Source organism: Diaminobutyricibacter sp. McL0608, from assembly GCF_039613825.1.
Classification (GTDB): domain Bacteria; phylum Actinomycetota; class Actinomycetes; order Actinomycetales; family Microbacteriaceae; genus Diaminobutyricibacter.
Genome location: NZ_CP154826.1, coordinates 1716090 through 1730215 on the forward strand (window position 1 = coordinate 1716090; position 14126 = coordinate 1730215).

Here is a 14126-nt window from a genome sequence, read left to right on the forward strand (position 1 = left end):
GCACTGGATAATGACGCTTCGGATCGATCAGCGTCCCTTCCTGACGACGATCGACCTCGTCGCCGTGGCGTTCGTCGTCTATCTGCTGGTGCGCAGGCCGAGCATCCGCTGGATCGTCACAGCACTCGTCGCCATCGCCGCGGGCATGGGACTCGGATTCGCAGTGTGCTGGCTCCTGGTCGATGTGCTCGACATCTTCGGAGTCGACCTGAGCGCCATCACGCGGATGTGGGTCGCCCTGGCATTTGCGGGCGTCGCCCTCGTCATCGTCAACCTCTGGCACTCGCGGTGGTGGCGCAAGGCCATCGCCATCGCTGCCGTCCCGCTGATCGTGGCCACGGCGGCCGCGGGGATCAACGTCGACTTCGGCGCCTACCGCAACCTCAACGACGCGGTCGGAGTCAACCCGTACAAAGTAGTCGCCGTCGGCCGGATCAGCAGGCCCGTGCACACCGCATCGATCCCGACCCTGAGTACCTGGACTCCGCCCGCCACGATGCCGAAGGCTGGCAGGATCGCATCGGTCGAGATCCCGGGAACCGTGTCGCACTTCGCAGCGCGGCCCGCCACGATCTACCTCCCGCCCGCCGCGCTCACCGTCGATCCGCCCGCGCTACCGGTGCTGATCACGATGGCCGGACAGCCCGGGCAGCCGTCGGACATGTTCACGGCCGGACATATCGGTACGGTCGTGGACGCCTACGCCGCCGCGCACCACGGCATCGCCCCGATCGTCGTCGAGCCGGACCAGCTCAGCAATCCGGAGCACAACCCGATGTGTGTCGACGGACCTCTCGGCAACTCGGCGACCTACATCCTGACCGATGTCGTCCACTGGATCAAGGCGCATTTCCGAGTGATGGCCACCCCGGACGGCTGGGCGGTCAGCGGATTCTCGCAGGGCGCGACCTGCGCCGTGCAGTTCGCTGCCGGGCACCCCGGCGTTTTCGGGACCGCGCTGGCCATCTCCAGCCAGCTGGGGCCGACCGTGGGGGCCGATACCGTGCAGAAGGGCTTCAGCGGGTCGCAGGCGCGTGCATCCGCTGCGCAGCCGACGGCACTGTTCGTCGCCCACGCGCCATACAAGAACTCGATGCTCGTCCTCGCAGTCGGTGCGGACGACTCGAAGTACCTTCCATTCGCGCGGGTTCTCCAGCAGTATGCGAACACGGCCGGGGTCGAGACGAAACTCATCGAATCCCCGGGCACGACGCATGACTGGAACACTGTTCGCTATGCCATCCGGGTCGGGATCCCGATGATCCTGCCGCACATGGGGCTCGCACCATGAGCGGCACGGCCCGAGGGGCGGCGAAGAGACCGATCTCCCGTCCCGACAGTGGGGGAGTCGGTCGCACGGCCGGCGCCCTGAACGGGATCGCCCGGCTGGTCGCCGGCCGGCCGTTCACGAGTTCGGTCGTGGTCGCCATCCTGACGCTCGCGCTCGTCACCGGACCGCTCAACGGTCCGGGCATCCACGTGCGCTCCTGGGCGGGAACAGGGTTCGAGCCGGTCGTCGAGGGCGGCCGATGGTGGACTCCGCTGACCAGCGTGTTCTTCACGGACAGTCTGTTCGAACTCCTCACCGTGCTGATCCTGGCCGTTCTTCTGCTCGGCTGGGCAGAGCGCCTCATGGGAACCAGGCGGACGGCGCTCGCGTTCGCGGCGACCACGATCGTGGGGACCCTCGCAGGCATCGGCCTCCAGGCGCTCGGCGCTCGTGGCGGTGAGCTGTGGGCGCATGGGGTGATCGAACTCGTGACGTTCGACCCGCTGACCGCGATCGGCGGTGCCATCGCTGCGGGGAGCGCCTTCGCAAGCGCTCTCTGGCGCCGGCGCATCCGGGTGCTGATCGTGCTCGTCTCGGTGATGTTCCTGCTGTACTCCGGTCAGCCGGACGACCTGTACCGGTTGCTGGCCATACTCGCCGGGCTCGGTCTCGGCGTGCTGCTCCACGACGGCAGGGTCTCGCGTACCTGGGTCCGCAGCTCACATCACGAAGTCCGCGTGCTTCTGGCGTCGGTGGTCCTCATCACCGCCCTCGGGCCGGTGATCGCGCTGCTGTCGTCGTCGCGCTTCGGACCGCTGGCGCCGATCGGCATGCTCTTCAGCAACGAGGTGCCCGCCCCGGGCGACGTCGTCGATCGCTGCCAGGCCTTCGCCGTCACCCGGGCCTGTGTGCGCGACGTCACCCTCGAGCGCATCAACGGGCTCGGACCGATCCTCGTGTCGGTGCTACCGCTGCTCGTGCTGCTCGTCGCGGCCTACGGTCTTCTGCGCGGGCGCCGGTTCGGCGTGTGGCTCGCGGTCGCGGTCAACCTGCTGCTCTCCGGCCTGTCTGCGGTCTACTTCGGCCTGCTGCCGCTGCCGGCCGCAGCCTCCGGCCCGCGCACGTCCGGACGGTATGCCGAACTCACGGTCGATTTCGCCGTCTCGGCGCTGCTGCCCCTCGTCATCGCCGTCGTGCTCATAGCGATGAGAAGTCATTTCCCGGTGCTGGCGTCTTCCGTGCGTCTGCGCCGGTACCTGCTCATCGTCGTGATCGCCGGTCTCTCCCTTGCTGCGCTTTATGTCTCCGTCGGCTGGGTGCTGCGCGAAACGGGGTTCACGCGCCCGGTCGGCGTTGAGGACCTGCTCAACGACGTCGTCGAACGGTTCATCCCGGTCAGTTTCCTGCGTCGCGAACCGGTCGGCTACCTTCCGACGTCCGCGCTCGGGACGATGGTCTACCACAACGTCGGCACGGTGTTCTGGCTGATCGTGGTGCTGGCGGCCATCCCTGTGATGCGCGACGACTCGACGCGGAACCGCGGGGGAGACGCAGCCCGGGCACGGCGGCTGCTGGGCGGCGGCGGCGACGCGATCTCCTTCATGTCGACCTGGCCGGGCAATTCGTACTGGTTCGACCCCGTCGATGAGGTCGCCGTCGCCTATCGGGTGATCGGGCGGATAGCGCTCACGACGGGTGGACCCTTCGGGGCCGCGCCTGGCCATGACACGCTCGGCCGCTTCGCACGGTTCTGCGACGACAACGGCTGGGTCCCTGTCTTCTACAGCATTGACGACGGCACGCGGGCGCGGTTCCAGTCGATGGGCTGGGAGACGATGGTGGTGGCCGAGGAGACGGTGCTTCGTCCGCAGCAGTGGGAGATGACGGGAAAGAAGTGGCAGGACGTCCGCTCATCCATCAACCGGGCGCAGCGCGCAGGGATCCGCGCCGAATGGACCACGTACTCCGAGCTTCCGCTGGCAACGGCGAACCAGCTGTCGGAGATCTCCGAGCAGTGGATCGCAGAGAAGGACCTGCCCGAGATGGGATTCACGCTCGGCGGACTCGATGAACTGCGAGATCCGGCTGTGCGGCTGATGCTCGCCATCGGCGACGACGGCCAGGTCGAAGGCGTGACCAGCTGGCTCCCGCGCTACCGGAACGGCGAGGTGGTCGGCTGGACGCTCGACTTCATGCGCCGCCGGCCGGGCAGTATCAACGGCGTGATGGAGTTCCTGATCGCCGAGGCGGCCATCCGGATGCGCGCCGACGGGGTCGAGACGATGAGCCTGTCCGCGGCACCGCTCGCGCACACCGCTCGCGGCGGAGACGCGGATCGGTCGGTGATGGATCGTGTACTCGGCTTCATGAGCGCCTCACTCGAGCCTGTGTACGGTTTCCGATCGCTGCTGGCGTTCAAACGGAAGTTCCAGCCTGAATATCACCCGCTGATCATGGCTTTTCCTGATCCGGTCGCCCTCCCGGCCATCGGTGTCGCGCTCGTGCGGGCCTACCTTCCCGGCATCTCGATGCGACAGGCGGCCGGCCTCGCACGCGGCCGCGGATGACGGGCGCCCTCGCAGGTGGTAGCGTTGACTTTGTGTACGGTCTGCTCCTCCTTAGCTGCCGCGACGAGTCCTAATCTGAGGCCTCACTCGTCGCGGAGTCTGTCGTTGGCTCACATCCACTCGCGAGGAGAACAGAGACCATGAAGAACAATCAGGCGCCGAGCGCCATGCCGATCCACAAGTACGCGCCGTATCACCAGCAGTTCTCGGTGAAACTGCCCGACCGCACCTGGCCGGATGCGACCATCACGAAGGCTCCGCGCTGGTGCGCAGTCGACCTCCGCGATGGCAACCAGGCCCTCATCGATCCGATGAGTCCCGAACGCAAGCGGATCATGTTCGACCTGCTGGTGCGGATGGGCTACAAGGAGATCGAGGTCGGGTTCCCGAGCGCGAGCCAGACCGACTTCGACTTCGTCCGCAGCCTCATCGAAGAGAACGTCATCCCGGACGATGTGACGATCCAGGTCCTCACGCAGGCGCGCGATCACCTGATCAAGCGCACCTACGAGTCCCTGGTCGGCGCGAAGCAGGCCATCGTCCACCTCTACAACTCGACGAGCATCCTCCAGCGCGAAGTAGTCTTCCGCACCGACAAGCAGGGCATCATCGATATCGCGCTGCACGGTGCCCGGATCTGCCGCGAGATGGAGTCGATGGTGCCCGGCACCACGATCTACTACGAGTACTCGCCCGAGAGCTACACCGGCACCGAGCTCGAGTTCGCCGTCGACATCTGCAACCAGGTGCTCGAGGTCTTCGAACCGACCCCGGAACGCAAGGTCATCATCAATCTGCCCTCGACGGTCGAGATGGCGTCACCCAACGTGTATGCGGACTCGATCGAGTGGATGTCACGCCACCTCGCGCATCGTGAGAACGTCATCCTGTCCCTGCATCCGCACAACGACCGCGGCACCGCGATCGCGTCCGCGGAACTCGGATACATGGCCGGCGCCGACCGCATCGAAGGCTGCCTGTTCGGCAACGGGGAGCGCACGGGCAACGTCGACCTGGTGGCGCTCGGGATCAACCTGTTCACGCAGGGGATCGACCCCCAGATCGACTTCAGCGACATCGACGCGGTCAAGCGCACCGCCGAGCACTGCAACCAGCTGCCCGTCCACGAGCGGAGCCCCTGGGCCGGCGACCTGGTCTTCACCGCCTTCAGCGGGTCGCACCAGGACGCGATCAAGAAAGGCTTCGAGGCCATGGCCGCGGACGCCGAATCGCAGGGCAAGTCCGTCGACGACCTGCAGTGGGCCGTCCCCTACCTGCCGGTGGACCCGAAAGACCTGGGTCGCAGCTATGAGGCGGTCATCCGCGTCAACTCGCAGTCCGGCAAGGGTGGCGTCGCGTACCTGCTGAAGACCGACCACTCGCTCGACCTGCCGCGCAAACTGCAGATCGAATTCTCGGGTGTCGTGCAGGCCAAGACGGATGCGGAGGGCGGCGAGGTCACCAGCGAGCAGATCTGGGAGATCTTCAAAGACGAGTACCTGCCCGCGCCGATGGAGGACGCCGACAACAAGTGGGGCCGGTTCGAGCTGGCGAGCATGAGCACGTCGAGTGACCTGAGCGGAAGCGTCGAACTGACTGTGACACTGCGTGACGGCGACACGGTCTCCAAGGCGGTCGGAGCCGGCAACGGACCGATCGCGGGGTTCCTCGACATCCTCAACCATCGCGGCGTCGACGTCCACCTCTACGACTACTCGCAGCACACGCTGTCGGCGAGCGAGTCGGCGTATGCGGCCGCCTACGTCGAGCTCGAGGTCGACGGCCGTCGCCTCTGGGGCGTGGGCATCGATGCTGACACGTCGACCGCATCCCTGAAGGCTGTCGTCTCCGCCGTGAACCGCGCGGTTCGCTTCGAGGCTCCCGACTTCGCCACCGCCGAGCCCGTCCACGCGTAGGTCTCGCCGAGAACAGGGTTCTTCCTGTTTCGCGTCGCGCCAACAAGGAACAACCCTGTTCTCGACGTCCTACTGGTCCGGGTTCGAGATGCGGTAGCGGGGGGAGCGTCGCGGCCAGCGCGGACGCGGGATGCGGCTGAGCGTTCGCTGCTCGGGCAGGCTCCATCCGAAACGCACGGCGAGCAGGCGGATGATCGTCGTCACGATCACGCAGACGATGGCCGCAACGCCGATCGGCACGTGAAGGTCGACCAGGACGACCAGCGTCGCCGTGCCCGCACCGGCCGCGACCGCGTAGAGAGACCCGACGTGCATGAGTGCGATTGGCAGGGTGAGCAGAACGTCGCGCAGGATCGAGCCGCCGACCGCCGACACGACTCCGACGAAGACAGCCGGTACCTCCGGGAGTCCGAGCGAAAGGGCTTTGGTCGTGCCGATCGCGCCGAACAGGCCGATCGTCAGCGCGTCGAGGAACGTGATCAGCGGGTCCAGGCGCCGGAAGACGCGTGCGAGCAGCATCCCGAGGAGGGCGGCGACCACCGTCATCGGGAGATACCAGTTCGTCGCGAGTGCGACCGGAGGCGTGACCAGCAGGATGTCGCGCATGAGACCGCCGCCGACACCGGTCGCGACGCCGATGATGGCGATGCCCAGCAGGTCGAGCCGTCTGTCCCGGAAACCCGACGCGAACATCGCGCCCTGAAGCGAGCCGACGCCGACCGCCACGAGGTCCGCCCAGAGGGGAATCGTGAAGACCGTTGCGCTCATAGCTCACTTTGTAGCATGCGCGGCACCGCCGCTCTGTCAGGCGGGCGGGGGATACTGGGAGGGTGCCCAAGGTTTACCGTGATGAAGCCGTCGTGCTCCGCACCCACAAGCTGGGCGAAGCCGATCGCATCGTCACGATGCTCACGCGCCAGCACGGCAAAGTGCGGGCGGTCGCCAAAGGCGTACGGCGCACGGCGTCCAAGTTCGGCGCACGCCTCGAACCGTTCATGGTCGCGGATGTGCAACTCTACGAAGGCCGCAGCCTCGACGTGATCACGCAGGCCGAATCGATCGGCTCGTACGGAGCCGCGATCGCCGACGACTACGCCAGCTACACAGCTGCGAACGCCATGGTCGAGACGGCCGATCGCGTGACAGAGGCGGAAGGCTCGCTCCAGCAGTACCTGCTGCTCGTCGGCGCGCTTCGTTCGCTCGCGCGCAAGGAGCACGGTGCAGCGCTCACGCTCGATTCCTACCTGCTGCGCGCGCTTTCGATGGCGGGATGGGCTCCCAGTTTCCTCGACTGCTCCCGCTGCGGGGCTCCGGGCCCGCACTCGGCGATCGTCGTCCAGCTCGGAGGTGTCGTGTGCGACGACTGCGCTCCGCAGGGCGCTCCACGACTCGACGAACCCACGGTCGCGCTCCTCGGCGCGCTGCTGACCGGCGACTGGGACGAGGCCGAGGCCGCGACCGACGCGACCCGGTCGAAGGCGAGCGGTGTGGTCGCCGCCTACACCCAGTGGCATCTGGAGCGCGGTCTGCGCTCCCTGCAGCACGTGTCGCGGGAACGACGCGATGACGCCGCACCGACCGAGACCGCACCCAGCGCATCCCAGGGGAGCCGATGACGCCGAAACCGTACACGCACAAAGACGCGGTCGAGTTCCGAACGCTCGACTGGACCGGGGTCTATCCGCCCGCCATTCCGCTGGCGGCAGTGCCCGACCATGTCGCGATCGTGATGGACGGCAACGGACGCTGGGCGAATGCCCGTGGCCTCACGCGGATCGAAGGGCACCGCGCGGGGGAGGCGTCGCTGCTGGACGTGGTGGCCGGCGCCATCCAGGTCGGCGTGAAGCATCTGAGTGTGTACGCCTTCTCGACCGAGAACTGGAAACGCTCGCCCGACGAAGTCCGTTTCCTCATGGGATTCAACCGCGACGTGCTGCACCGTCGGCGCGACCAGCTCAACGAGTGGGGTGTGCGCGTTCGCTGGGCCGGGCGCAAGCCGCGGCTGTGGTCGTCGGTGATCAAGGAACTCCAGTTCGCCGAGCGGCTCACAGCCGGCAACGATGTGCTCACGCTGACGATGTGCGTCAACTACGGCGGACGCACCGAGGTGGCGGATGCGGTGCGCGCGATCGCGGAAGATGTCTCGGCGGGCCGCCTCAAGCCAGCCGCCATCACCGAGCGGACCATCCAGCGGCACCTGTACACACCCGACCTTCCCGACGTCGACCTGTTCGTGCGGAGTTCGGGGGAGCAGCGCACCAGCAACTTCATGCTCTGGCAGAGCGCGTACGCCGAGATGGTGTTCCTCGACACGCTGTGGCCGGACTTCTCGCGCGTCGACCTCTGGCAGGCGATCGAGCTGTATGCCGGGCGCAACCGCCGGTTCGGCGGCGCGGTGGATGCGCCATCCGTCTGAGCACCTGACCTGCTTGTCGGAGACGGGCAGAATCTTGCGGGAATGAAACTTTCCGACGCCGGGTTGCCTCTTGCGTGAGTGAACCCATCAAAGTAGACATCTGGTCCGACATCGCCTGCCCCTGGTGCTACATCGGAAAGCGCAAATTCGAAGCGGGCAGCGGCCTGTTCGCCGGTTCGGGCGACGACCGCGGCGTGGTCGTCGAATACCACAGCTACGAGCTCTCGCCCGATACACCCGTCGACTTCGACGGAAGCGAGGTCGACTTCCTCGCCGGCCACAAAGGCATTCCCGCCGGCCAGGTTCAACCGATGCTCGAACGCGTGAGCGGAATCGCGTCGTCCGTCGGGCTCGAGTACGACTACGACAACCTCAAGCACACGAACACTGTGAAGGCGCACGAGCTGCTCCACTACGCCAAGGCGAAGGGCGCGCAGCTGGAGATGTCGGAACGCTTGTTCAGCGCATATTTCGTCGAGGGCCGCCATGTCGGTCGCATCGAGGATCTCGCCGACCTCGCCGCGGAGATCGGCCTCGACCGCGACGACGTCGTGCGCGCACTCGAGTCGGAGGAGTTCCTGTCGGACGTCCGTGCCGACCAGTCGACGGCGATCGAGTACGGCATCCAGGGCGTGCCGTTCTTCGTGATCGACGGGCGCTACGGTGTGTCGGGCGCACAGGAGGCCCAGACGTTCGCCCAGGTTCTCGAGCAGGTCTGGTCGGAGAAGGCCGCGGTGACGGCGTGAGCGCCTCGACGGATGCGACGCCCGCGCCCCTCGCATCCCCTGCTGTACTGTCTGCGCCCTCAGCCTTCTCGCTGACCCCTCTGGGCGATCCGTCCGCCGCCGCGTGCGACGGCGACGCCTGCGTTCTCCCGTAGCCGCCTCACCGGATGGGTCAACTTCCGCTAGTTCCAGTCTCGCGGACTAGCGGAAGTTGCCACTTGCGTGCGCGCGAAGGGCCGCGCGGACGCGCGCAACCGCTATCGCCGCCCCGTTGGCCATGTGCGAACGGTTGATTCGGATCGTCCTCCATCCGAGCTCATCGAGCATCCAGTGCCGATCGATGTCCCGGTCGTATTGCTCCTCGATGATCCGGTGATGACTGCCGTCGTACTCGACGACGACGCGGTGTTCACGGAACACGAGGTCACACAGAGCGACGAAACCGCCGAAAGTGTCAGAGACGATTCCGTTCACTTCAGGCAGGGGAAGGCCGGCCCGTCGAAGGGCCAGCCGCAGTCGCGATTCCATCGGGGAATCGGTGCCGGGGTGGGCGAGCTCGAGGGCCTTTCGCGCACGCCCTGCCCCTGCGCGACCCGCCATCTCTGCGGCCGCCGAAAGTAGCGCGTGGACGCTCGACAGTGGCCGCTTCCGACGAATCAGCCCGTCAGCGGCCACTGCGAGATCGTCGATGCTGAGCATCGATGCGAGTTCGGACCATGTCTCTTCCGGTGCGGCCAGTTGAAACCCGTCTCGTTCGACGACAAGGGTCGGTGAGATCGTGAGCTTGTGACCCCTGACGCCGGCGCGCCTCAGCGCGCGTGCCGGCGCGATCGTCGCGACATGCTCGACCCCCTCGTTCTCGAGGCGTCGAGGCAAGGGGATGCCCCAGAGGAACGCTGCTGTGGTGTGACTGAAGAAGTACCGGGCGCCCATCCGCCGGCTGAGGGCCCGGCACCGGTCCAGGCGGCCGTCCTGAGCGGAGACAGGAAGCCGTGTGCCCCAGAACGGTGTTGAGAGGTCGGATGCGCGCAGTCGAGACTCCGGCACGTCGGCCGATAGCGCCTCGGATACTGAGAATGCGCGATCCTGCAACCCGGGAGGGAGAGCGTTTCGACGGGGCATCCGTCCATGGTCACGCATCGTGACGTCGTGCGTCATTTGCTGTCCACAGCCCAGGTCGGTGCGCGACACAGGTGTCAGGTTCCGTTAGTTGCGGGATGCTGCCACTAGCGGAAGTTGGCCCCTGTGATGTTTGGGAACCGGCAGACGCTATTCGGGGTCGGAGATGTCGGCGACGGTTGCGTCGAAGGATGCGATGAGAGCGTCCGCGTCGACGAAGAGGGAGTAGCCGTGGGCGCCCGCGCCCATCGCGACCTCGTGACCGGCGATCGAGCTGTCGGCGTAGACGGGCCACGGGTTGGTGCTTCCGAACGGCGTGATGGTGCCGCGCTCGTAGCCGGTCGCCTCGAGCGCCACGGCCGCATCCGGCAGCTGCAGTTTGTTCACGCCGACCAGCGCGCGCAGTTTGGGCCAGGAGATCTTGCGGCCGCCGGGTACCAGCGCGAACAGGAAGGTGCCGTCGCTGCGTTTGACGACGAGCGTCTTGACGATTCCTGACGGCGGGAGACCGAGCAGCGCAGCCGCCTCCTCGAGACTTCGGGCGGCGGGGCGCTCCGTGATCCGGATGGGGACCCCGCGAGCGGCCGCATCTGCTTCGGCTCGCGCCCGGCCGGTGACGACCGGTTCGTTCGATCCATCCACAGCCTGAACGTCCTGAGTCATTTCCGCAGCCGCTTTCTGGGACAATTGGATGAGATGTCTTCCACAGCAACGATAAGCCCCGCACCCCAGCTGACCATCGGTCCGCTGGCCCTTGACGTGCCCGTGGTCCTGGCTCCGATGGCGGGAATCACGAACACAGCCTTCCGCCGCCTCTGCCGTGAGTTCGGCGCGGGTCTCTACGTCAGCGAGATGATCACTTCGCGTGCCCTCGTCGAGCGCACCCCGGAGTCGATGCGTCTGATCACGCATCACGAGTCCGAGACGCCCCGGTCGATCCAGCTCTACGGGGTCGATCCCAAGACCGTTGCCGAGGCCGTCACCATGCTCGTGGCCGAAGATCGCGCCGACCACATCGATCTCAATTTCGGCTGCCCGGTTCCGAAAGTGACGCGCAAGGGGGGTGGTGCAGCGCTTCCGTGGAAGCTTGGATTGTTCCGCGAGATCGTCGAGGGGGCGGTTCGAGCCGCCGGGCCGATTCCTCTGACGGTGAAGATGCGCAAGGGCATCGACAGCGACCATCTGACCTACCTCGAAGCCGCCAGGGCCGCGGAGGGCGCGGGGGTCGCCTCCATCGCGTTGCACGCGCGGACCGCTGCCGAGTTCTACTCGGGTCACGCGGACTGGTCGGCGATTGCCAAGCTGAAAGACACGATCACCGGCACCCCGGTGCTCGGCAACGGCGACATCTGGTCGTCGGCGGATGCGATCCGCATGGTCGACGAGACAGGGTGCGACGGCGTCGTGGTCGGCCGCGGCTGCCTCGGTCGTCCATGGCTGTTCGGTGACCTGGCAGCGGCGTTCCGCGCCCGTTCGGGCGAGCTCGACCCGGAGGTCGCCGCAGCGATCCAGGCACACCCCACGCTCGGTCAGGTTGCGGCCACGTTCCGACGGCACGCAGAACTGCTCGTCGAGTTCTTCGACAGCGAAGAGCGGGGGTGCCGCGACATCCGCAAGCATGTCGCCTGGTACTTCAAGGGATATCCCGTCGGGGGAGACCTTCGTGCGAGCCTTGCCACAGTGGACACACTGCAGCATCTCGACGACCTACTCGCGACGCTCGATTGGGATCAGCCATACCCGGGAGAGGGTGCCGAAGGTCCGCGCGGTCGTGCCGGCACGCCGAAGAACCCGTCGCTTCCCGACGGTTGGCTGGCCAGCCGTGAGCTCGACGGCTACCAGAAGGTCGAACTCGCCGAAGCCGAACTGAACAACAGTGGGGGGTAGCCGGTGATCGAGACTCGCCAAGCCGAGCCCGGATCGCCGGCCTATGCGCCGGAGGACCGCGAGCGCTGGCTTCCCGAGCAGCATTCCAGCCGCCGAAGCGACTTCGCGCGCGACCGCGCCCGTCTCCTGCATTCCTCTGCGCTGAGGCGTCTCGCCGCGAAGACCCAGGTTCTCAGTCCGACTGCCGGACTCGACTTCGCGCGCAATCGGCTCACGCACTCGCTCGAGGTCGCCCAGGTCGGGCGCGAACTCGCGACGAGTCTCGATCTCGATCCGGACATCGTCGACACGGCCTGCCTCGCCCACGACATCGGACATCCGCCATTCGGTCACAACGGCGAACGGGCGCTCAACCACTGGGCCGCCGACATCGGAGGGTTCGAAGGCAACGCCCAGACCCTGCGGCTTCTCACCAGGCTCGAACCGAAGGTGTTCGGGCCAGACGGCCGGGCGTACGGACTCAACCTGACGCGCGCGAGCCTCGACGCCAGCTGCAAATACCCGTGGCCGGCCTCATCCTCGGTCGCCGACCCGAGCGGTCGCGCGAAGTTCGGCTTCTACCCGGACGATCGACCCGCCTTCGAATGGTTGCGTGGCAGCGCGCCCGACCGGGTCCGCTGCATCGAGGCGCAGGTCATGGACCTGTCCGACGACATCGCCTACTCCGTGCACGATTTCGAAGACGCGGTCGTCAACGGGTACATCGATGTCCAGGCGCTCGGTCGTCGGGTTGACCACGACGAACTCGTCGCGTCGATGTACGAGTGGATCGGTGGCGAGTTCAGCCATGACCAACTGATCGCTGCCTTCGACCGCCTCGACACCCTCGATGTGTGGCTCGACGGCTGGGACTCCAGCCGCCGGGCACAGGCACGACTGAAGAACCTGACCAGTCAGTTGATCGGACGATTCGCCGGTGCGGCGACGCGAGCCACGCGCGAAGCAGCTTCGAGCCAAAGCCTCATCCGGTTCGGTGCCGACGTCGTCGTTCCACCGGCGATCCAGGCCGAGATCGCCGTGCTGAAAGGCATCGTCGCCACATTCGTCATGTCGCGGAACACACGCCAGCCCATCTACGCCCAGCAGCGCCAGGTTCTCTCGACGCTTGCCGACGTCCTGCTCGCCAGCGGCCCGCGCGAACTCGACCCGGGATTCGCAGAAGACTGGAACACTGCACCAGATGACCAAGCGCGCAAGCGTGTCGTCGTCGATCAGGTCGCGAGCCTCACGGACCAGTCCGCGCTTGCATGGTACGAACGGCTGGTGCAGCATTAGCGCGCAGCCTGCGAGCTGTGGGCCTTGTGCCTCAGGGCACTGTGCTGGATGCTGAGAAACACGGCCAACGGGAGGAAACGATGAGCGCGCCACAACCGCCGACGAATGGCGACGAGCCCACCACGGGCGCGGAAGCCACGGACGGCAGCGCGTCGACGCCGACCGGGACTCCCGCACCGAAACCGGCCCGTACGCCCGCGAAGGCCGCCCCTCGAAAGGCCGCACCGCGAAAGACGACGACAGGCACGGCCGCCACCCGAAAGGTGAGTGGCACCGCGGAAACCGCCCCAGCTGCGGAGACCGCCGCAGCCGCGGAGACCGCCGAGACGCAAGTGCTTCCGGCCGCCGACGAGACAGAAGTGTTGTCCGTCGGTGTCCCGGTCACGGCGGCCCCAGTCGTGCCGTCAGCCACGCCGACATCGACCACCCCATCGGAACCGTCCGTGCCAGAAACCGTTGCACCGCCGATCGCTGAGCCTGCGCCACCCGCTCCGCCGGAGGGCAGGGTTCCGCCGGCTCCGGCGCCATCCGATCAGCCCAACCCCACAGAGCCGCCCGTTTCGCACCAGGCGGCGCCACCGGCGCGCACGATCACCGAAGTGTTCGCCGACCGTCTCGACAACGACGGATTCTTCACGGCACTCTTCGACTTCACCTTCATGCGGTACGTCACGCGCAAGCTGGCGGGACCGGTCTACGTCGTCGGCCTGGTCCTGATCGGGTTGAGCACCATCCTCGCGCTCATCTACTGGCTCGGCCAGGCGATCGCGACCCAGTCCTTCCTCGGCGCATTCGTCTTCCTCTTCGGTCTGATCATCACCGTGGTGGGAAGCGCGCTCGCCATCCTGCTGCTCCGCGTCGCGATCGAAGTCTTCGTCGCCATCGTCGCGATCGCCGAGAACACCCGGCCGCGACGGAAGCAGGGGCCCTGAGCACACCATCCGCGCGGCC

Annotated in this window: 12 protein-coding genes; 9 read left to right on the forward strand and 3 right to left on the reverse strand. The window is 66.9% G+C overall.

The genetic code is table 11. From position 1 onward, the window contains the following. Positions 1 to 10 precede the first annotated feature (10 nt). The 3 genes from AAYO93_RS08115 to leuA all read left to right on the forward strand — a co-directional run bounded on the left by AAYO93_RS08115 (position 11) and on the right by leuA (position 5753). A complete protein-coding gene (locus AAYO93_RS08115; RefSeq protein WP_345764474.1) occupies positions 11 to 1291 on the forward strand; it encodes an alpha/beta hydrolase in 1281 nt (426 codons plus the stop codon). Further along, positions 1288 to 3837, forward strand: coding sequence for a bifunctional lysylphosphatidylglycerol flippase/synthetase MprF (locus tag AAYO93_RS08120; RefSeq protein ID WP_345764475.1), 2550 nt, complete (start codon positions 1288 to 1290; stop codon positions 3835 to 3837). Before AAYO93_RS08115 ends, AAYO93_RS08120 begins: the two co-directional genes overlap by 4 nt. A gap of 140 nt (positions 3838 to 3977) precedes the next feature. Beyond that, a complete protein-coding gene (gene leuA, locus AAYO93_RS08125) occupies positions 3978 to 5753 on the forward strand; it encodes a 2-isopropylmalate synthase (protein WP_345764476.1) in 1776 nt (591 codons plus the stop codon). A 69-nt stretch (positions 5754 to 5822) separates the two neighbouring features. On the opposite strand, the gene AAYO93_RS08130 is transcribed toward leuA, so the two are convergent. Then, the gene (locus AAYO93_RS08130) at positions 5823 to 6521 is read right to left on the reverse strand and encodes a trimeric intracellular cation channel family protein (RefSeq protein ID WP_345764477.1); all 699 of its coding nucleotides are present in this window, start codon (positions 6519 to 6521) and stop codon (positions 5823 to 5825) included. 62 nt (positions 6522 to 6583) lie between these two features. Here AAYO93_RS08130 and recO point away from each other — a divergent pair, with 62 nt between their 5' ends. From recO to AAYO93_RS08145, 3 genes are all read left to right on the forward strand, one after another. Then, positions 6584 to 7369, forward strand: a complete 786-nt coding sequence (recO, locus tag AAYO93_RS08135) for a DNA repair protein RecO (RefSeq protein WP_345764478.1) — start codon at positions 6584 to 6586, stop codon at positions 7367 to 7369. Beyond that, the gene (locus AAYO93_RS08140) at positions 7366 to 8169 is read left to right on the forward strand and encodes an isoprenyl transferase (protein WP_345764479.1); all 804 of its coding nucleotides are present in this window, start codon (positions 7366 to 7368) and stop codon (positions 8167 to 8169) included. Before recO ends, AAYO93_RS08140 begins: the two co-directional genes overlap by 4 nt. Before the next feature lie 74 nt (positions 8170 to 8243). Continuing rightward, entirely contained in the window at positions 8244 to 8915 is a 672-nt protein-coding gene (locus AAYO93_RS08145) for a DsbA family oxidoreductase (RefSeq protein WP_345764480.1), read from the forward strand. Positions 8916 to 9095: 180 nt separating this feature from the next. Here the strand turns inward: AAYO93_RS08145 and AAYO93_RS08150 are convergent, their stop codons facing one another. Both AAYO93_RS08150 and AAYO93_RS08155 read right to left on the reverse strand, forming a co-directional pair. Further along, the gene (locus tag AAYO93_RS08150; protein WP_345764481.1) at positions 9096 to 10016 is read right to left on the reverse strand and encodes an endonuclease domain-containing protein; all 921 of its coding nucleotides are present in this window, start codon (positions 10014 to 10016) and stop codon (positions 9096 to 9098) included. A gap of 147 nt (positions 10017 to 10163) precedes the next feature. Then, a complete protein-coding gene (locus AAYO93_RS08155; protein ID WP_345764482.1) occupies positions 10164 to 10676 on the reverse strand; it encodes an aminoacyl-tRNA deacylase in 513 nt (170 codons plus the stop codon). 33 nt (positions 10677 to 10709) lie between these two features. Here AAYO93_RS08155 and dusB point away from each other — a divergent pair, with 33 nt between their 5' ends. The 3 genes from dusB (at position 10710) to AAYO93_RS08170 (ending at position 14107) form a co-directional block, all read left to right on the forward strand. After that, positions 10710 to 11900: a tRNA dihydrouridine synthase DusB gene (gene dusB / locus AAYO93_RS08160; protein WP_345764483.1), complete on the forward strand. Its 1191-nt coding sequence runs from the start codon at positions 10710 to 10712 to the stop codon at positions 11898 to 11900. A 3-nt stretch (positions 11901 to 11903) separates the two neighbouring features. Continuing rightward, positions 11904 to 13175: a deoxyguanosinetriphosphate triphosphohydrolase gene (locus AAYO93_RS08165; protein WP_345764484.1), complete on the forward strand. Its 1272-nt coding sequence runs from the start codon at positions 11904 to 11906 to the stop codon at positions 13173 to 13175. 80 nt (positions 13176 to 13255) lie between these two features. Then, entirely contained in the window at positions 13256 to 14107 is an 852-nt protein-coding gene (locus tag AAYO93_RS08170) for a DUF4282 domain-containing protein (RefSeq protein ID WP_345764485.1), read from the forward strand. Positions 14108 to 14126: the final 19 nt, after the last annotated feature.